General features: G+C 67.0%; 27 protein-coding genes. All 27 read left to right on the forward strand.

All coding sequences use genetic code 11. The features are described from left to right. Positions 1-22: 22 nt before the first annotated feature. The 27 genes from rplV to ACIGFK_RS40340 all read left to right on the forward strand — a co-directional run bounded on the left by rplV (position 23) and on the right by ACIGFK_RS40340 (position 17,422). Complete coding sequence (gene rplV / locus ACIGFK_RS40210; RefSeq protein WP_007265904.1) at positions 23-370, forward strand: 50S ribosomal protein L22; 348 nt, start codon at positions 23-25, stop codon at positions 368-370. Then, positions 370-1,209, forward strand: a complete 840-nt coding sequence (rpsC, locus tag ACIGFK_RS40215; protein ID WP_363060139.1) for a 30S ribosomal protein S3 — start codon at positions 370-372, stop codon at positions 1,207-1,209. Before rplV ends, rpsC begins: the two co-directional genes overlap by 1 nt. A gap of 5 nt (positions 1,210-1,214) precedes the next feature. Next, the gene (rplP, locus tag ACIGFK_RS40220) at positions 1,215-1,634 is read left to right on the forward strand and encodes a 50S ribosomal protein L16 (protein ID WP_150258780.1); all 420 of its coding nucleotides are present in this window, start codon (positions 1,215-1,217) and stop codon (positions 1,632-1,634) included. Then, a complete protein-coding gene (gene rpmC, locus ACIGFK_RS40225) occupies positions 1,634-1,858 on the forward strand; it encodes a 50S ribosomal protein L29 (RefSeq protein WP_079429299.1) in 225 nt (74 codons plus the stop codon). Before rplP ends, rpmC begins: the two co-directional genes overlap by 1 nt. Beyond that, positions 1,858-2,139 carry a 30S ribosomal protein S17 gene (gene rpsQ / locus ACIGFK_RS40230; protein WP_030008467.1) on the forward strand — a complete coding sequence of 94 codons (282 nt, stop codon included), beginning with the start codon at positions 1,858-1,860 and terminating at the stop codon, positions 2,137-2,139. The genes rpmC and rpsQ overlap by 1 nt, the downstream gene beginning before the upstream one ends. A gap of 97 nt (positions 2,140-2,236) precedes the next feature. Beyond that, a complete protein-coding gene (gene rplN / locus ACIGFK_RS40235) occupies positions 2,237-2,605 on the forward strand; it encodes a 50S ribosomal protein L14 (RefSeq protein ID WP_003956455.1) in 369 nt (122 codons plus the stop codon). A gap of 2 nt (positions 2,606-2,607) precedes the next feature. Beyond that, positions 2,608-2,919, forward strand: coding sequence for a 50S ribosomal protein L24 (rplX, locus tag ACIGFK_RS40240; RefSeq protein WP_150258782.1), 312 nt, complete (start codon positions 2,608-2,610; stop codon positions 2,917-2,919). Beyond that, complete coding sequence (rplE, locus tag ACIGFK_RS40245) at positions 2,919-3,470, forward strand: 50S ribosomal protein L5 (protein ID WP_030154702.1); 552 nt, start codon at positions 2,919-2,921, stop codon at positions 3,468-3,470. Before rplX ends, rplE begins: the two co-directional genes overlap by 1 nt. Before the next feature lie 5 nt (positions 3,471-3,475). Further along, a complete protein-coding gene (locus ACIGFK_RS40250) occupies positions 3,476-3,661 on the forward strand; it encodes a type Z 30S ribosomal protein S14 (RefSeq protein ID WP_003956452.1) in 186 nt (61 codons plus the stop codon). Between the two features lie 221 nt (positions 3,662-3,882). Continuing rightward, positions 3,883-4,281 carry a 30S ribosomal protein S8 gene (gene rpsH / locus ACIGFK_RS40255; protein ID WP_008739698.1) on the forward strand — a complete coding sequence of 133 codons (399 nt, stop codon included), beginning with the start codon at positions 3,883-3,885 and terminating at the stop codon, positions 4,279-4,281. Between the two features lie 20 nt (positions 4,282-4,301). Next, positions 4,302-4,841: a 50S ribosomal protein L6 gene (gene rplF, locus ACIGFK_RS40260; RefSeq protein ID WP_376660050.1), complete on the forward strand. Its 540-nt coding sequence runs from the start codon at positions 4,302-4,304 to the stop codon at positions 4,839-4,841. Positions 4,842-4,843: 2 nt separating this feature from the next. After that, positions 4,844-5,227, forward strand: coding sequence for a 50S ribosomal protein L18 (gene rplR / locus ACIGFK_RS40265; RefSeq protein WP_030026334.1), 384 nt, complete (start codon positions 4,844-4,846; stop codon positions 5,225-5,227). Positions 5,228-5,272: 45 nt separating this feature from the next. Then, positions 5,273-5,878 carry a 30S ribosomal protein S5 gene (gene rpsE, locus ACIGFK_RS40270; protein ID WP_376660049.1) on the forward strand — a complete coding sequence of 202 codons (606 nt, stop codon included), beginning with the start codon at positions 5,273-5,275 and terminating at the stop codon, positions 5,876-5,878. Then, entirely contained in the window at positions 5,878-6,060 is a 183-nt protein-coding gene (gene rpmD, locus ACIGFK_RS40275; RefSeq protein ID WP_005313525.1) for a 50S ribosomal protein L30, read from the forward strand. Before rpsE ends, rpmD begins: the two co-directional genes overlap by 1 nt. Positions 6,061-6,062: 2 nt before the next feature. Further along, positions 6,063-6,518, forward strand: coding sequence for a 50S ribosomal protein L15 (gene rplO / locus ACIGFK_RS40280; RefSeq protein WP_344163495.1), 456 nt, complete (start codon positions 6,063-6,065; stop codon positions 6,516-6,518). A gap of 186 nt (positions 6,519-6,704) precedes the next feature. Next, positions 6,705-8,018, forward strand: a complete 1,314-nt coding sequence (secY, locus tag ACIGFK_RS40285; protein WP_376660048.1) for a preprotein translocase subunit SecY — start codon at positions 6,705-6,707, stop codon at positions 8,016-8,018. Further along, positions 8,018-8,665 carry an adenylate kinase gene (locus tag ACIGFK_RS40290; protein ID WP_376660047.1) on the forward strand — a complete coding sequence of 216 codons (648 nt, stop codon included), beginning with the start codon at positions 8,018-8,020 and terminating at the stop codon, positions 8,663-8,665. Before secY ends, ACIGFK_RS40290 begins: the two co-directional genes overlap by 1 nt. 93 nt (positions 8,666-8,758) lie before the next feature. Further along, positions 8,759-9,610 (forward strand): type I methionyl aminopeptidase, encoded by an 852-nt coding sequence (gene map / locus ACIGFK_RS40295; protein WP_386471845.1) that lies wholly within the window; start codon positions 8,759-8,761, stop codon positions 9,608-9,610. Between the two features lie 277 nt (positions 9,611-9,887). Continuing rightward, positions 9,888-10,109 (forward strand): translation initiation factor IF-1, encoded by a 222-nt coding sequence (gene infA, locus ACIGFK_RS40300; protein WP_003956442.1) that lies wholly within the window; start codon positions 9,888-9,890, stop codon positions 10,107-10,109. Positions 10,110-10,182: 73 nt separating this feature from the next. Next, entirely contained in the window at positions 10,183-10,296 is a 114-nt protein-coding gene (gene rpmJ, locus ACIGFK_RS40305) for a 50S ribosomal protein L36 (RefSeq protein ID WP_003956441.1), read from the forward strand. A gap of 200 nt (positions 10,297-10,496) precedes the next feature. Then, complete coding sequence (gene rpsM, locus ACIGFK_RS40310; RefSeq protein WP_007265919.1) at positions 10,497-10,877, forward strand: 30S ribosomal protein S13; 381 nt, start codon at positions 10,497-10,499, stop codon at positions 10,875-10,877. A 54-nt stretch (positions 10,878-10,931) separates the two neighbouring features. Continuing rightward, a complete protein-coding gene (gene rpsK / locus ACIGFK_RS40315; protein WP_003956432.1) occupies positions 10,932-11,336 on the forward strand; it encodes a 30S ribosomal protein S11 in 405 nt (134 codons plus the stop codon). A gap of 150 nt (positions 11,337-11,486) precedes the next feature. Next, on the forward strand, positions 11,487-12,509 hold the full coding sequence (locus ACIGFK_RS40320) for a DNA-directed RNA polymerase subunit alpha (protein WP_007265920.1): 1,023 nt from the start codon (positions 11,487-11,489) through the stop codon (positions 12,507-12,509). Positions 12,510-12,615: 106 nt separating this feature from the next. Further along, a complete protein-coding gene (rplQ, locus tag ACIGFK_RS40325) occupies positions 12,616-13,080 on the forward strand; it encodes a 50S ribosomal protein L17 (protein WP_215023458.1) in 465 nt (154 codons plus the stop codon). Between the two features lie 97 nt (positions 13,081-13,177). Further along, entirely contained in the window at positions 13,178-14,029 is an 852-nt protein-coding gene (truA, locus tag ACIGFK_RS40330; RefSeq protein ID WP_376660837.1) for a tRNA pseudouridine(38-40) synthase TruA, read from the forward strand. A gap of 116 nt (positions 14,030-14,145) precedes the next feature. Beyond that, positions 14,146-15,747, forward strand: coding sequence for a hypothetical protein (locus ACIGFK_RS40335; RefSeq protein ID WP_400055856.1), 1,602 nt, complete (start codon positions 14,146-14,148; stop codon positions 15,745-15,747). 55 nt (positions 15,748-15,802) lie between these two features. Beyond that, positions 15,803-17,422, forward strand: coding sequence for an ABC-F family ATP-binding cassette domain-containing protein (locus ACIGFK_RS40340; RefSeq protein ID WP_376660835.1), 1,620 nt, complete (start codon positions 15,803-15,805; stop codon positions 17,420-17,422). The last annotated feature ends 22 nt before the right edge of the window (positions 17,423-17,444 follow it).

Below are 17,444 nucleotides of genomic sequence, written 5' to 3' on the forward strand. Positions count from 1 at the left end.
GACTTACACCGAAGGGACAACCATGGAAGCCAGGGCCCAGGCGCGGTACATCCGCGTCACGCCCATGAAGGCCCGCCGCGTGGTGGACCTTATCCGTGGCATGGATGCCACGGAGGCTCAGGCGGTCCTGCGTTTCGCCCCGCAGGCCGCGAGCGTGCCGGTCGGCAAGGTGCTGGACAGCGCCATCGCCAACGCCGCGCACAACTACAACCACCCGGACGCCTCCACGCTGGTCATCAGCGAGGCGTACGTGGACGAGGGCCCGACCCTGAAGCGGTTCCGTCCGCGTGCCCAGGGCCGTGCCTACCGGATCCGCAAGCGGACCAGCCACATCACCGTGGTCGTCAGCAGCAAGGAAGGTTCCCGGTAATGGGCCAGAAGGTAAACCCGCACGGGTTCCGACTCGGCATCACCACGGACTTCAAGTCCCGCTGGTACGCCGACAAGCTGTACAAGGACTACGTCAAGGAAGACGTCGCCATCCGTCGGATGATGACGTCCGGCATGGAGCGCGCCGGCATCTCGAAGGTTGAGATCGAGCGCACCCGTGACCGCGTGCGTGTGGACATCCACACCGCCCGTCCCGGCATCGTCATCGGCCGCCGTGGCGCCGAGGCCGACCGCATCCGCGGCGACCTCGAGAAGCTCACGGGCAAGCAGGTCCAGCTGAACATCCTCGAGGTCAAGAACCCCGAGCTCGACGCTCAGCTCGTTGCCCAGGCCGTTGCCGAGCAGCTCTCCTCCCGCGTCTCCTTCCGTCGTGCCATGCGCAAGAGCATGCAGGGCACGATGAAGGCCGGCGCCAAGGGCATCAAGATCCAGTGTGGCGGCCGTCTCGGCGGCGCCGAGATGTCCCGCTCCGAGTTCTACCGCGAGGGTCGTGTGCCGCTGCACACGCTGCGCGCGAACGTGGACTACGGCTTCTTCGAGGCCAAGACCACCTTCGGCCGTATCGGTGTGAAGGTCTGGATCTACAAGGGCGACGTCAAGAACATCGCCGAGGTTCGCGCCGAGAACGCTGCGGCCCGTGCGGGTAACCGCCCGGCCCGTGGTGCCGGCGCTGGCGACCGTCCCGCCGGCCGTGGTGGCCGTGGTGGCGAGCGCGGCGGCCGTGGTGGCCGCAAGCCGCAGCAGGCTGCTGGTGTCGAGGCCCCCAAGGCCGAGGCTCCCGCTGCCGCTCCGGCCGAGAGCACCGGAACGGAGGCCTGACCGTCATGCTGATCCCTCGTAGGGTCAAGCACCGCAAGCAGCACCACCCGAAGCGCAGCGGTATGGCCAAGGGCGGTACCGAGGTCTCGTTCGGCGAGTACGGCATCCAGGCGCTTACCCCCGCCTACGTGACGAACCGCCAGATCGAGTCCGCTCGTATCGCGATGACCCGTCACATCAAGCGTGGCGGCAAGGTCTGGATCAACATCTACCCGGACCGTCCGCTCACGAAGAAGCCGGCCGAAACCCGCATGGGTTCCGGTAAGGGTTCGCCGGAGTGGTGGATCGCGAACGTGCACCCGGGTCGGGTCATGTTCGAGCTGTCCTACCCGAACGAGAAGATTGCGCGTGAGGCCCTCACTCGTGCGGCCCACAAGCTGCCGATGAAGTGCCGCATCGTCAAGCGCGAGGCAGGTGAGTCGTGATGGCGACGGGAACCAAGGCGTCCGAGCTCCGCGAGCTCGGCAACGAGGAGCTCGTTGCCAAGCTGCGCGAGGCCAAGGAGGAGCTGTTCAAGCTCCGTTTCCAGGCGGCCACCGGTCAGCTGGAGAACAACGGCCGGCTCAAGTCCGTCCGTAAGGACATCGCTCGCATCTACACCCTGATGCACGAGCGTGAGCTCGGTATCGAGACGGTGGAGAGCGCCTGATGAGCGAGAACAACGTGACTGAGAAGACCGAGCGCGGTTTCCGCAAGACCCGTGAGGGTCTGGTCGTCAGCGACAAGATGGACAAGACCGTCGTCGTCGCCGTCGAGGACCGCGTGAAGCACGCGCTGTACGGCAAGGTCATCCGCCGTACGAACAAGCTCAAGGCGCACGACGAGCAGAACGCTGCCGGCGTCGGCGACCGCGTCCTCATCATGGAGACGCGTCCGCTGTCGGCGAGCAAGCGCTGGCGCATCGTCGAGATCCTCGAGAAGGCCAAGTAATCAACCTGAGGGGTTTCCCTCAGGTCAGTTCCGCCAGGCTCGGCCGGGGCTTCAGTGAAGCCCCGGCCGGGAACCGGCAGACAAACAGGAGATAGACGTGATCCAGCAGGAGTCGCGACTGCGTGTCGCCGACAACACTGGTGCCAAGGAGATCCTTTGCATCCGTGTTCTCGGTGGCTCCGGTCGCCGCTACGCGGGCATCGGTGACGTCATCGTCGCCACCGTCAAGGACGCGATCCCCGGTGGCAACGTGAAGAAGGGTGACGTCGTCAAGGCGGTCATCGTTCGCACCGTCAAGGAGCGCCGCCGCCAGGACGGCTCGTACATCCGCTTCGACGAGAACGCCGCCGTCATTCTGAAGAACGACGGCGACCCTCGCGGCACCCGTATCTTCGGCCCCGTGGGCCGTGAGCTGCGCGAGAAGAAGTTCATGAAGATCATCTCGCTCGCGCCGGAGGTGCTGTAAGCATGAAGATCAAGAAGGGCGACCTGGTCCAGGTCATCACCGGTAAGGACAAGGGCAAGCAGGGCAAGGTCATCGTTGCCTTCCCCGCTGAGAACCGCGTCCTCGTCGAGGGTGTCAACCGGGTCAAGAAGCACACCAAGGCCGCGCAGAACCAGGCCGGTGGCATCGTCATCACCGAGGCCCCGGTCCACGTGAGCAACGTGCAGCTGGTCGTGGAGAAGGACGGCAAGAAGGTCGTCACCCGCGTCGGTTACCGCTTCGACGACGAAGGCAACAAGATCCGCGTTGCCAAGCGCACGGGTGAGGACATCTGATGGCTACCACTCCGCGTCTGAAGACGAAGTACCGCGAGGACATCGCGGGCAAGCTGCGTGAGGAGTTCTCCTACGAGAACGTCATGCAGATCCCCGGCCTCGTCAAGATCGTCGTGAACATGGGTGTCGGCGACGCCGCCCGTGACTCGAAGCTGATCGACGGTGCCATCCGCGACCTGACGACGATCACCGGTCAGAAGCCGGCCGTCACGAAGGCCCGCAAGTCCATCGCGCAGTTCAAGCTGCGCGAGGGTCAGCCGATCGGCTGCCACGTCACCCTCCGCGGTGACCGCATGTGGGAGTTCCTGGACCGTACGCTGTCGCTCGCGCTGCCGCGTATCCGCGACTTCCGTGGTCTGTCGCCGAAGCAGTTCGACGGCCGTGGCAACTACACCTTCGGTCTCACGGAGCAGGTCATGTTCCACGAGATCGACCAGGACAAGATCGACCGTACCCGGGGTATGGACATCACCGTGGTCACCACGGCGACCAACGACGCTGAGGGCCGCGCGCTCCTCCGTCACCTCGGCTTCCCCTTCAAGGAGGCGTAAGCGAGATGGCGAAGAAGGCTCTCATCGCGAAGGCTGCCCGCAAGCCCAAGTTCGGTGTGCGTGCGTACACCCGCTGCCAGCGCTGCGGTCGTCCCCACTCCGTGTACCGCAAGTTCGGCCTCTGCCGCGTCTGCCTTCGTGAGATGGCTCACCGTGGCGAGCTGCCGGGCGTGACCAAGAGCTCCTGGTAAATCCTCCCGCCCTTTGGGTGTTGAGGTTTTCCAGACGCTCTCGGTAAGCATCAGGTCGGCGGACCGCCCTGCCCGCATGCCGTAGGCTTGTGGGGTTGGGCGTCCGCCGCCCTATCGACTTACTACGCCGTAGGTCCCCGCACCGCACCCGTCCCGCCACTGAGTGGGGAGAGGGATGGCGCATACAGGAAACCCCGGCGAGAGAGGCCGAAGGCCACTTCATGACCATGACTGACCCGATCGCAGACATGCTCACGCGTCTGCGTAACGCTAACTCGGCGTACCACGACTCCGTCGTGATGCCGCACAGCAAGATCAAGTCGCACATCGCAGAGATCCTCAAGCAGGAGGGTTTCATCACCGGCTGGAAGGTCGAGGACGCCGAGGTCGGCAAGAACCTCGTCCTCGAGCTGAAGTTCGGGCCGAACCGTGAGCGCTCCATCGCGGGCATCAAGCGGATCTCGAAGCCCGGTCTGCGCGTGTACGCGAAGTCCACCAACCTGCCGAAGGTCCTCGGCGGCCTGGGCGTGGCGATCATCTCCACGTCCCACGGTCTCCTGACCGGTCAGCAGGCAGGCAAGAAGGGCGTGGGTGGGGAAGTCCTCGCCTACGTCTGGTAGTCGGGAACGGAGGAATAGCTATGTCTCGTATCGGCAAGCTCCCCATCCCGGTTCCCGCCGGCGTGGACGTCACCATCGATGGCCGTACGGTCGTCGTGAAGGGCCCCAAGGGTTCCCTCACGCACACCGTCGCTGCGCCCATCGCTGTCGCCAAGGGTGAGGACGGCGTTCTGAACGTCATCCGCCCGAACGACGAGCGTCAGAACAAGGCCCTGCACGGCCTGTCCCGCACGCTGGTGGCGAACATGATCACCGGTGTGACCACGGGATACGTCAAGGCTCTCGAGATCAGCGGTGTCGGTTACCGCGTCGCCGCGAAGGGCTCCGGCCTGGAGTTCCAGCTTGGCTACAGCCACCCGATCATGATCGAGGCGCCCGAGGGCATCTCCTTCAAGGTCGAGTCGCCCACCAAGTTCTCGGTCGAGGGCATCGACAAGCAGAAGGTCGGCGAGGTCGCCGCCAACATCCGCAAGCTGCGGAAGCCCGACCCGTACAAGGCCAAGGGTGTCAAGTACGCCGGCGAGGTCATCCGCCGCAAGGTCGGAAAGGCTGGTAAGTAGCCATGGCATACGGTGTGAAGATCGCCAAGGGCGACGCGTACAAGCGCGCTGCCAAGGCTCGCCGCCACATCCGCATCCGCAAGAACGTCTCGGGTACGGCGGAGCGTCCGCGCCTCGTCGTGACGCGTTCGAACCGCAACATCGTTGCTCAGGTCATCGACGACCTCCAGGGCCACACCCTGGCGTCCGCGTCGACCCTGGACGCTTCGATCCGCGGTGGCGAAGGCGACAAGAGCGCCCAGGCCCAGGCTGTCGGCGCGCTCGTCGCCGAGCGTGCCAAGGCTGCGGGTGTCGAGACCGTCGTGTTCGACCGCGGTGGCAACCGATACGCCGGGCGCATTGCCGCTCTGGCTGACGCCGCCCGCGAAGCCGGGCTGAAGTTCTAAGCCCCGGTTCCGGGACTCACGGACGTAACAGAGAGAGGTAATCCAATGGCTGGACCCCAGCGCCGCGGAAGCGGTGCCGGTGGCGGCGAGCGGCGGGACCGGAAGGGTCGCGACGGCGGTGCTGCCGTCGAGAAGACCGCTTACGTTGAGCGCGTTGTCGCGATCAACCGTGTCGCCAAGGTTGTCAAGGGTGGTCGTCGCTTCAGCTTCACCGCGCTCGTCGTGGTGGGTGACGGTGACGGCACCGTAGGTGTCGGTTACGGCAAGGCCAAGGAAGTTCCCGCGGCCATCGCCAAGGGCGTCGAGGAAGCCAAGAAGAACTTCTTCAAGGTTCCCCGCATCCAGGGCACCATCCCGCACCCGATCCAGGGCGAGAAGGCGGCCGGCGTTGTCCTGCTGAAGCCTGCTTCCCCCGGTACCGGTGTTATCGCCGGTGGCCCGGTGCGCGCCGTTCTGGAGTGCGCCGGCGTTCACGACATCCTGTCGAAGTCGCTCGGCTCCGACAACGCGATCAACATCGTGCACGCGACCGTGGAGGCCCTCAAGGGCCTGCAGCGTCCCGAGGAGATCGCGGCTCGCCGTGGTCTGCCGCTCGAGGACGTCGCCCCCGCGGCTCTGCTTCGTGCGCGTGCCGGGGCGGGTGCTGCGTAATGGCCCGCCTCAAGATCACGCAGACGAAGTCGTACATCGGCAGCAAGCAGAACCACCGCGACACCCTGCGTTCGCTCGGGCTCAAGCGCCTGAACGACGTGGTCGTCAAGGAGGACCGCCCCGAGTTCCGCGGAATGGTGCACACCGTCCGCCACCTCGTGACGGTTGAGGAGGTTGACTAATCATGGCTGAGAACAGCCCGCTGAAGGCTCACAACCTCCGTCCCGCCCCCGGTGCCAAGACCGCGAAGACCCGTGTGGGTCGCGGTGAGGCGTCGAAGGGTAAGACGGCTGGTCGTGGTACCAAGGGTACGAAGGCCCGCTACCAGGTTCCGCAGCGCTTCGAGGGTGGGCAGATGCCCCTCCACATGCGCCTGCCGAAGCTGAAGGGCTTCAAGAACCCGTTCCGCACCGAGTTCCAGGTCGTCAACCTGGACAAGCTCGGTGCCCTCTACCCCGAGGGTGGAGAGGTCACGGTGGCCGACCTGGTCGCCAAGGGCGCGGTTCGCAAGAACAGCCTCGTCAAGGTCCTGGGCCAGGGCGAGATCTCCGTGGCGCTGACGGTTTCGGTTGACGCCGTTTCCGCCTCCGCCAAGGAGAAGATTGCCGCTGCCGGCGGCACTGTCACCGAGCTCGTCTAAGACGATCAAGTGACTAAATAGCTCGAAACCCGACCGGGGATGCCTCACATATGGGGCATCCCCGGTTGGTCGTTCCACGGGGGGCACACTCGCCGGTAAGGTGGCGTGCACCTTTGCTTTGTCGTATTCGTCGATCCCTCAGACCGTCACCTCTGACGCAGTAGCGCGGGGGTCGCAGGAGGCACCGTGCTCACCGCGTTCGCCCGGGCGTTCAAGACGCCCGACCTGCGCAAGAAGCTGCTCTTCACGCTCGGCATCATCGTGCTGTTCCGGCTCGGGTCCCACATCCCGGTACCCGGCGTGAGCTACAAGAACGTACAGATCTGTGTTGACCAGGCAGGCAGCAGCAATGGGCTGTTCGGTCTCGTCAACATGTTCAGCGGCGGCGCGCTGCTGCAGATCACGATCTTTGCGCTCGGCATCATGCCGTACATCACGGCGAGCATCATCCTGCAGCTGCTGACCGTGGTCATCCCGAAGCTGGAGAACCTCAAAAAAGAGGGACAGTCCGGCACGGCGAAGATCACCCAGTACACGCGTTATCTGACGGTCGCACTCGCGATCCTGCAGGGCACCGGCCTCGTCGCCACCGCCCGCACCGGCGCCCTGTTCCAGGGCTGCCAGGTCGCCAGCCAGATCGTCCCGGACCGGTCCATCTTCACCACGATCGTCATGGTGGTCACCATGACCGCCGGTACCTGTGTCGTCATGTGGCTCGGTGAGCTCGTCACCGACCGCGGCATCGGCAACGGCATGTCGATCCTCATGTTCATCTCGATCGCCGCCGGCTTCATCGGCGCCCTCTGGCAGATCAAGCTCCAGGGCAAGATCGCCGACGGCTGGGTCGAGTTCGGTGTCGTGATCCTCGTCGGCCTCGCGATGGTGGCCCTGGTGGTCTTCGTCGAGCAGGCCCAGCGCCGGATCCCGGTCCAGTACGCGAAGCGCATGATCGGTCGCCGCGCTTACGGCGGTACCTCGACCTACATCCCGCTCAAGGTGAACCAGGCGGGTGTGATTCCCGTCATCTTCGCCTCGTCGCTGCTGTACATCCCGGCGCTGATCGTCCAGTTCAGCGGATCCCAGGCAGGCTGGGCCACTTGGATCCAGAAGCACTTCGTCAAGGGTGACCACCCGTACTACATCGCGGCGTACTTCCTCCTGATTGTCTTCTTCGCGTTCTTCTACGTGGCGATTTCCTTCAACCCCGAGGAAGTTGCAGACAACATGAAGAAGTATGGTGGGTTCATCCCGGGTATCCGTGCGGGTCGACCCACTGCCGAGTACCTGAGCTACGTGCTCAACCGGATCACCTGGCCGGGGTCGCTGTACCTGGGTCTCATCGCTCTTGTGCCGACGATGGCGTTGGCCGGCTTCGGAGCGAACCAGAACTTCCCCTTCGGGGGAACGAGCATCCTGATCATCGTGGGTGTGGGTCTGGAAACCGTGAAGCAGATCGAGAGCCAGCTCCAGCAGCGTAATTACGAAGGGTTCCTCCGCTGATGCGAATCGTCCTCGTCGGACCGCCCGGTGCCGGCAAGGGAACGCAGGCCGCGTTCCTTGCCAAGAACCTGTCGATCCCGCACATCTCCACGGGCGACCTGTTCCGGGCCAACATCAGCCAGAACACCGAGCTGGGCCTCCGGGCCAAGGCGTTCATGGACGCCGGCGACCTCGTCCCCGACGAGATCACCATCGGTATGGCCAAGGACCGCATGGAGCAGAAGGACGCCGAGAACGGCTTCCTGCTCGACGGCTTCCCGCGCAACGTCTCGCAGGCCGAGGCGCTCGACGTCATGCTGCAGGCCGAGGGCATGAAGCTGGACGCCGTCCTCGACCTGGAGGTCGAGGAGGACGAGGTCGTCAAGCGCATCGCCGGTCGCCGGATCTGCCGGAACGACTCCTCGCACGTCTTCCACGTCACGTACGCGGCGCCGAAGACCGCGGGTGTCTGCGACACCTGCGGCGGCGAGCTGTACCAGCGCGACGACGACTCCGAGTCGACGGTCCGCAACCGGCTGGAGGTCTACCACACGCAGACCGAGCCGATCATCGACTACTACAAGGAGCAGGGCCTGCTGGTCACCATCTCCGCCCTCGGCGAGGTGCAGGAGATCACCCAGCGCGCCATGGACGCTCTGAAGAAGTAGTACCCCTGTTGTGCAGGTACGGCCGCGATGTCCCCCAGGGCATCGCGGCCGTACTGTTGAGAAGACCCGTACCGAAGCTGGAAGGCGTTTTTCATGGTCCAGATCAAGACCCCCGAGCAGATCGCGAAGATGCGCGAGGCGGGGCTGGTCGTCGCCGCGATCCACGCGGCGACCCGTGAGGCGGCGGTGCCGGGCGCCACGACACGGGATCTGGACATGGTGGCCCGGAAGGTCATCGCCGACGCCGGTGCGAAGTCGAACTTCCTCGGTTACGGCGGTTTCCCCGCGACGATCTGCACCTCGGTCAACGAGGTCGTCGTCCACGGCATCCCCGACGACAAGACCGTCCTCAAGGACGGCGACATCATCTCGATCGACGCCGGCGCGATCGTGGACGGCTGGCACGGCGACGCCGCCTACACGGCCTTCGTGGGCACCGGTCACGCTCCGGAGCTGGTCGAGCTGTCCCGGGTGACCGAGGAGTCCATGTGGGCCGGCATCGCCGCCATGAAGCTCGGCAACCGCCTCGTGGACATCTCGAAGGCGATCGAGTCGTACATCAAGCGCCAGCCCCGCCCCTCCACCGGTGAGCACAGCCTCGGCAAGTTCGGGATCATCGAGGACTACGGCGGCCACGGCATCGGGTCCGAGATGCACATGGACCCCCACCTGCTGAACTACGTCTCGCGCAAGCGGGGCAAGGGGATCAAGCTGGTCCCGGGCGTCTGCCTGGCGATCGAGCCGATGGTCTCCCTGGGCACCGCCCAGACGGAGGTGCTCTCCGACGACTGGACGGTCATCACCACGGACGGCACCTGGTCCTCGCACTGGGAGCACTCCATCGCCCTGACGGAGGACGGCCCGATCGTCCTGACCAGCCCGGACTGCGGCAAGGCGAAGCTGGCGGAGTACGGGATCACGACTGCGCCGGACCCGCTGGGCTGAGTGGCGGCGCGCCGGGCCGACGGACGGAGTCCGGCGCAGCCGCTCGAAGCATGTGAGGCGCGCCAGCGCCGGGCCCGCGAGAGCGGCGTGGAGAAGGGGGGCCGGGGTCACCACGGCTCCGGACCCCCTCGGTTAATGATCTAGACTCTGGGGCAAACTTTCCGGATTCGTCTTTCTGGGTGCCCTGACGTAGACTGACTCGTCGGCTCTCGTGCACATCCATGCCTGCATGGCGAGGCACGGAGTCGATCAAGGTAGCCGATTCGAAAGGCGAAGCGTGGCCAAGAAGCAAGGTGCCATCGAAATCGAGGGCACCGTGATCGAGTCCCTCCCGAACGCCATGTTCAAGGTGGAACTCCAGAACGGTCACAAGGTCCTCGCGCACATCAGCGGCAAGATGCGCATGCACTACATCCGCATCCTTCCTGATGACCGGGTCGTTGTGGAGCTGTCTCCGTACGACCTGACGCGTGGCCGGATCGTCTACCGATACAAGTAGATCTTGCTCTCACTCCTGCCTGGGCATCCGTCCCGGTGCGGGTGGTGGCACTGACCCGGAGAACCTCACCAACATGAAGGTCAAGCCGAGCGTCAAGAAGATCTGCGACAAGTGCAAGGTGATCCGCCGTCACGGCCGGGTCATGGTCATCTGCGACAACCTGCGCCACAAGCAGCGCCAGGGCTGACGCACGCCGACCGACCTGCCTTCCGCAGTTCTTCGCGCGACGTAAGAAAAAACGTACATACGCAGAACCCGCCCAGCCCTGCACGGGGCCGGCGGCACCTCCGGCGGGGGCCGGGGACCCGGACGTACCACCACCCACTCGGATGGTCGGCGGTCGGGATCGGTTCTGCGGAAGACCCCCGAACACACAGGAGCCATTGCATGGCACGCGTTTCCGGTGTTGACATCCCGCGCGAAAAGCGCGTGGAGATCGCACTCACCTACGTCTTCGGTATCGGGCGCACCCGGTCCAAGGAGATCCTCGCCTCCACCGGCGTGAACCCGAACACCCGCGTTCGTGACCTGGCCGAAGAGGACCTCGTCAAGATCCGCGAGTACGTGGACGCCAACCTCCGTACCGAGGGTGACCTCCGCCGCGAGATCCAGGGCGACATCCGCCGCAAGATCGAGATCCAGTGCTACCAGGGCATCCGCCACCGTCGCGGCCTCCCGGTGCACGGTCAGCGCACCAGCACCAACGCGCGTACCCGCAAGGGCCCGCGTCGCGCGATCGCCGGTAAGAAGAAGCCGGGCAAGAAGTAGTCCTGTTCAGCGGTCTTGCGCTGTAGGACCGACCACCTCCCGTAGGAGATTTAGATGCCCCCCAAGGGTCGTCAGGGCGCTGCCAAGAAGGTGCGCCGCAAGGAAAAGAAGAACGTCGCTCACGGGCACGCCCACATCAAGAGCACGTTCAACAACACCATCGTTTCGATCACGGACCCGTCCGGCAACGTGATCTCCTGGGCCTCCGCCGGCCACGTCGGCTTCAAGGGCTCGCGCAAGTCCACCCCCTTCGCCGCGCAGATGGCCGCCGAGTCGGCCGCCCGCCGCGCGCAGGAGCACGGCATGCGCAAGGTCGACGTCTTCGTGAAGGGTCCGGGCTCCGGCCGCGAGACCGCGATCCGCTCCCTGCAGGCCACCGGCCTCGAGGTCGGCTCGATCCAGGACGTCACCCCCACCCCGCACAACGGCTGCCGCCCGCCGAAGCGCCGCCGCGTCTGACGCAGCGGACGCACCTGTGCGTTCTTGAGTGTCCGGGCGGTACGACCCCTTCGGGGGCCGTGCCGCCCGTACCCTTGCAGTAGCCGTACTCCGGTACGGCATCCCGTCGGGCGTCAAATAGTGGGCGTCCACGAATGAAGGAACACAGACATGCTTATCGCTCAGCGTCCTTCGCTGACCGAAGAGGTCGTCGACGAGTACCGCTCGCGGTTCGTGATCGAGCCGCTCGAGCCGGGCTTCGGCTACACCCTCGGCAACTCCCTGCGCCGTACGCTCCTGTCCTCGATCCCGGGTGCCGCTGTCACCAGCATCCGCGTGGACGGCGTCCTGCACGAGTTCACCACCGTGCCGGGTGTGAAGGAAGACGTCACCGACATCATCCTGAACATCAAGCAGCTGGTCGTCTCCTCGGAGCACGACGAGCCGGTCGTGATGTACCTGCGCAAGCAGGGTCCCGGCCTGGTCACCGCCGCTGACATCGCGCCCCCGGCCGGTGTCGAGGTGCACAACCCGGACCTGGTCCTCGCCACGCTCAACGGCAAGGGCAAGCTGGAGATGGAGCTGACCGTCGAGCGCGGTCGCGGCTACGTCTCCGCCGTCCAGAACAAGCAGCTGGGCCAGGAGATCGGCCGCATCCCGGTCGACTCCATCTACAGCCCGGTCCTCAAGGTCACCTACAAGGTCGAGGCGACCCGAGTCGAGCAGCGCACCGACTTCGACAAGCTCATCGTCGACGTCGAGACCAAGCAGGCCATGCGCCCGCGCGACGCCATGGCGTCCGCCGGCAAGACCCTGGTCGAGCTGTTCGGTCTGGCCCGCGAGCTCAACATCGACGCCGAGGGCATCGACATGGGCCCGTCCCCGACGGACGCCGCCCTGGCCGCCGACCTGGCGCTGCCGATCGAGGAGCTCGAGCTCACCGTTCGGTCGTACAACTGCCTCAAGCGCGAGGGCATCCACTCCGTGGGTGAGCTCGTCGCCCGCTCCGAGGCCGACCTGCTCGACATCCGCAACTTCGGTGCGAAGTCGATCGACGAGGTCAAGGCGAAGCTGGCCGGCATGGGCCTGGCCCTCAAGGACAGCCCGCCCGGATTCGACCCGACCGCCGCCGCCGACGCCTTCGGCGCCGACGACGACGCGGACGCCGGTTTCGTCGAGACCGAGCAGTACTGAGAAAGCTTGCGGGGGGCTCGCGCCCCCCGCACCCACCCTCTCGCGACCGCTTGAGGGGACTGACACCGGTACCTGACACGGCCGGTGCAGATGTGAAGGAGTAACAATGCCGCGTCCCGCTAAGGGTGCCCGCCTGGGCGGCTCCGCCGCGCACGAGAAGCACCTGCTCGCGAACCTCGCGAAGGCGCTCTTCGAGCACGGCCGCATCACCACCACCGAGGCCAAGGCCCGCCGCCTGCGTCCCTACGCCGAGCGTCTGGTCACCAAGGCGAAGAAGGGCGACATCCACAACCGTCGCCTGGTGCTGCAGACGATCACGGACAAGAGCATCGTGCACACGCTGTTCACCGAGATCGCCCCGCGCTACGAGAACCGCCCCGGTGGTTACACGCGCATCACCAAGATCGGCAACCGTCGTGGCGACAACGCCCCGATGGCGGTCATCGAGCTGGTCGAGGCCCTGACGGTTGCCCAGCAGGCCACCGGTGAGGCCGAGGCCGCCACCAAGCGCGCCGTGAAGGAGGCGGAGGCTGCCGAGGCCCCCGCCGCCGAGGAGACCAAGGAGGCCTGATCCCTCCCGGGATCACGCTGAAAAGGCTCTGAACGGGCCCGCCCCCTTCCGGGGCGGGCCCGTTCTGCATATGTGAGCTTCTGAGAGGATCGGTCACGTGAGTGACGAGGTGGAGCCCGGGCACGTCCGGGTGCGGCTGGACCTGTCGTACGACGGCAAGGACTTCTCCGGCTGGGCGAAGCAGCGCACGCTGCGCACCGTCCAGGGCGAGCTGGAGAGCGCCCTGCAGACCGTGATGCGCCTGAAGGACCCGGTCGAGCTGACCGTGGCCGGGCGTACGGACGCGGGCGTGCACGCCCGCGGGCAGGTCGCGCAGTTCGACATCGCCGACGAGGTGTGGGCCGAGCACCACGACAAGCTGCTGCGCCGCCTCGCCGGCCGTCTGCCGCACGACATCCGGGTCTGGAAGGTCGCCGAGGCTCCCGAGGGCTTCAACGCGCGCTTCTCGGCCATCTGGCGCCGCTACGCCTACCGCGTGGGCGACCACCAGGGCGGGGTCGACCCGCTGCGCCGCGGGCACGTGCTGTGGCACCAGTGGCCCCTCGACGTGGACGCCATGAACCGGGCGGCGGCCCCGCTGCTCGGCGAGCACGACTTCGCCGCGTACTGCAAGAAGCGCGAGGGCGCCACGACGATCCGCACGCTCCAGCAGCTCAGCTGGGAGCGAGGCGAGGACGGGATCGTCACCGCGACCGTCCGGGCGGACGCGTTCTGCCACAACATGGTCCGCTCGCTGGTGGGGGCCCTGCTCCACGTCGGCGACGGGCACCGCCCGGTGGAGTGGCCCGGGCAGGTGCTGGCCGCGGCCGTACGGGATTCCTCCGTGCACGTGGTCAAGCCGCACGGGCTGACCCTGGAGGAGGTCGGCTACCCCGCGGACGAGCTGCTGGCCGCGCGCAGCAAGGAGGCGCGCAACATGCGGACCCTGCCGGGCAAGGGCTGCTGCTGAGCTCCTGCCGAAGCCCGTTGCCGTTTCGTTATTTAGCCCGAGGCAACTTTCGATCTTCGTGCCGGTCGGACAAAGGGGCGCCCACCACGCGTCCCGCTGTCTGATGGGGGAATGGTTTGAAACTGCGATTCCGATCGCTCGCCGCGGGTCTCGCGGCCGGTTCGCTGGTGCTGCTGGGGGCGACGGCCCCGGTGCACGCGGCGGATGCCGAGTACACGACCGCGGTCAACGACGGCGAGGTGATGCTGGACCCGGGACCGTACGACCGCACGGACTTCGACGTCACGATCAAGGCGGCCGCAGGTGCCACGAAGGCAGGCGCGCCGTTCACCGTCACCTTCGACCTCACCGGCACGGCCGGGGTCGCGGACTACGCCTCGGCCTGGCCGGGCTTCGGGTGCAAGACCACGGGGCGGATCGTCAGCTGCACGCCGCTGAGCGGCGGCCTTCCGAAGGCCGGTGAGAGCCGGAAGGTGACGGTCAGCCTCGCGGGCGTCAAGGGTGGCGCCCCCGACGCCCAGGGGACGGTCAAGGTGTCCGCGACGACCCCCGACGGCACGGCGATCGCAGGGTCCTCGTCCGTCGTGTCGGTCCGCAAGGCTCCGCTCCTGCGGATGGTGAAGACCGGGCCGAAGTGGGACATGAAGGTCGGTGAGACGCAGCCCGTCACGCTCGGCCTGACCAACTCGGGCGGTACGCCGGGCGGGGACGTGCTCGTGCTCCTGAGCTCCATGAGCGGTCTGGAGATCTCGGATCGGTTCTCGAACTGCGAGTACGGCCGGGGCGGCAGCCGCACCACGGGGTACGAGGTGCGGGCGCTCTGCACGTTCAAGGGGCCGTTCGAGCCGGGAGGCTGGTACAAGATCTCGCAGCCGATGACGGTGAAGGCCCTGCCGGCCTCCTACATCGAATTCCTCAAGGCGCAGCTGTTCGAGGACACGCCGGCGAACCGGGCCGTGCTGAGGGGCGGCATCCAGTACCAGAAGGGCGACGGCCCGGAGCTGGTCATGGCCGCGGCGAAGCCCGGGTGGGGCGAGATCGGCGAGTTCGAGAACACCGTGTACGTGGACAACACCGCGGACTTCTCGATCACCGGTCCGACCGAGCTCTCGGCGCCGGCCGGGGGCACCGTGGCGGCGGACTTCGTCTTCCGCAGCGAGGGCCCGGCGACGATCTACTCGCCGTGGGAGGTGTTCCCGGCCGGATACGTGCACGTCGTCACCCCGAAGGGCGTGACCGTCGTGGAGGGCTGCAAGGCCGCCGACGGGGGTGACGGACCCAACGAGCCCACGGAGACGACCGGCTACGTCTGCGGCCTGACCTCGTCCCCGCTGCCCAAGGGCTACGAGGCGAAGTACTCCTTCAAGTTCAAGGTCGACTCCTCGCTTCCGGCCGGGGCCGTCATCACGGCGAAGATCCACAACAAGACCGGCCGCGACACCAAGCCCGAGAACGACGTCCTGAAGACGTCGGTCAAGCTCACCGTGCCCACCCCGACCGGCAGCGCCACGCCCAGCGCGACCCCGACGGGCACGGCCACCGCCACCCCGGCCCCGACGGCCACCGCCACTGCCACCGCCACCCCGGCGGCCGGCGGCAGCGGGGGCGGGCTCGCGAACACCGGCACGGTCGTGGCGGGCGCCGCCGGCCTCGCCGTGGTGGCGCTCGGAGCCGGTATCGGCCTCCGGGTGATCTCCCGGCGCCGCACGGCCGCATAGGCGACGGAGCCAATCCGTTTGGGTGTGTCCCGTGCGGGGCTGTTGAATGCCTCGCATGGGACATCTCGAAGCCAGCCATCTGGAGTACTACCTTCCCGACGGGCGGGTCCTGCTCCCCGACGTCTCCTTCCGCGTGGGGGAGGGCTCGGTGGTGGCCCTGGTGGGGGCGAACGGCGCCGGCAAGACCACTCTGCTCAAGCTGATCTCCGGGGAGCTCCAGCCGCACGGCGGCGGGGTCACCATCAGCGGCGGGCTCGGGGTGATGTCGCAGTTCGTGGGCTCCGTACGGGACGAGACCACCGTCCGCGACCTGCTGGTCTCGGTGGCCCAGCCCCGGATCCGGGAGGCCGCGAAGGCCGTGGACCGGGCCGAGCAGCTGATCCTCACCGTCGACGACGAGGCCGCGCAGATGGCCTACGCGCAGGCGCTGAGCGACTGGGCCGACGTGCAGGGCTACGAGGCGGAGACCCTGTGGGACGTCTGCACCATGGCCGCGCTGGCCATCCCGTACGACTCCGCGCAGTTCCGCGAGGTGCGCACGCTGTCGGGCGGTGAGCAGAAGCGGCTCGTGCTGGAGGCGCTGCTGCGCGGCCCCGACGAGGTGCTGCTCCTCGACGAGCCGGACAACTACCTCGACGTCCCCGGCAAGCGGTGGCTGGAGGAGCAGCTGAAGGCCACCCGCAAGACGGTGCTCTTCGTCTCCCACGACCGGGAACTGCTCACCCAGGCCGCAGAGAAGATCATCAGCCTGGAAGCGAGCCCGATGGGCTCCGACGTCTGGGTGCACGGCGCGGGCTTCGGGACGTACCACGAGGCCCGCAAGGAGCGCTTCGCACGCTTCGAGGAGCTCAAGCGGCGCTGGGACGAGGAGCACGCCCGGCTGAAGGCGCTGGTGCTGCGGCTGCGCAACCAGGCCGCCTCCAGCCCCGACATGGCCTCGCGCTACCGGGCGATGCAGACCCGCTTCCAGAAGTTCGAGGAGGCCGGCCCGCCGCCGGAGCCGCCGCGGGAGCAGGACATCAAGATGCGGCTCAAGGGTGGCCGGACCGGCGTGCGGGCGCTGACCGTGGAGAACCTGGAGCTGACGGGGCTGATGAAGCCCTTCTCCCTGGAGGTCTTCTACGGGGAGCGGGTCGCGGTCCTCGGCTCGAACGGTTCCGGCAAGTCGCACTTCCTGCGGCTGCTGGCCGGCGAGGACGTCAAGCACACCGGCGACTGGAAGCTGGGCGCGCGGGTGGTCCCCGGCCACTTCGCGCAGACGCACGCGCATCCGGAGCTCTTCGGCCGCACGCTCGTCGACATCCTGTGGTCGGAGGCGGCCAAGCCGCTGGGCCAGGCGATGGGGGCGCTGCGCCGCTACGAGCTGGAGCGCCAGGCCGAGCAGCCCTTCGAGAAGCTCTCGGGCGGGCAGCAGGCGCGCTTCCAGATCCTCCTGCTGGAACTGGCGGGCACCACGGCGCTGCTCCTGGACGAGCCGACGGACAACCTGGACCTGGAGTCCGCGGAGGCCCTGCAGGACGGCCTGGAGTCGTACGACGGCACCGTGCTGTGCGTCACGCACGACCGCTGGTTCTCCCGGACATTCGACCGCTACCTGGTCTTCGGTTCGGACGGGGTGGTACGAGAGACTCAGGAGCCCGTCTGGGACGAGCGGCGCGTCGAGCGGAAACGCTGAGGCACGTGTTCCGGCCCCGTCC

This window comes from Streptomyces sp. NPDC085524, assembly GCF_044541755.1.
Lineage (GTDB): Bacteria > Actinomycetota > Actinomycetes > Streptomycetales > Streptomycetaceae > Streptomyces.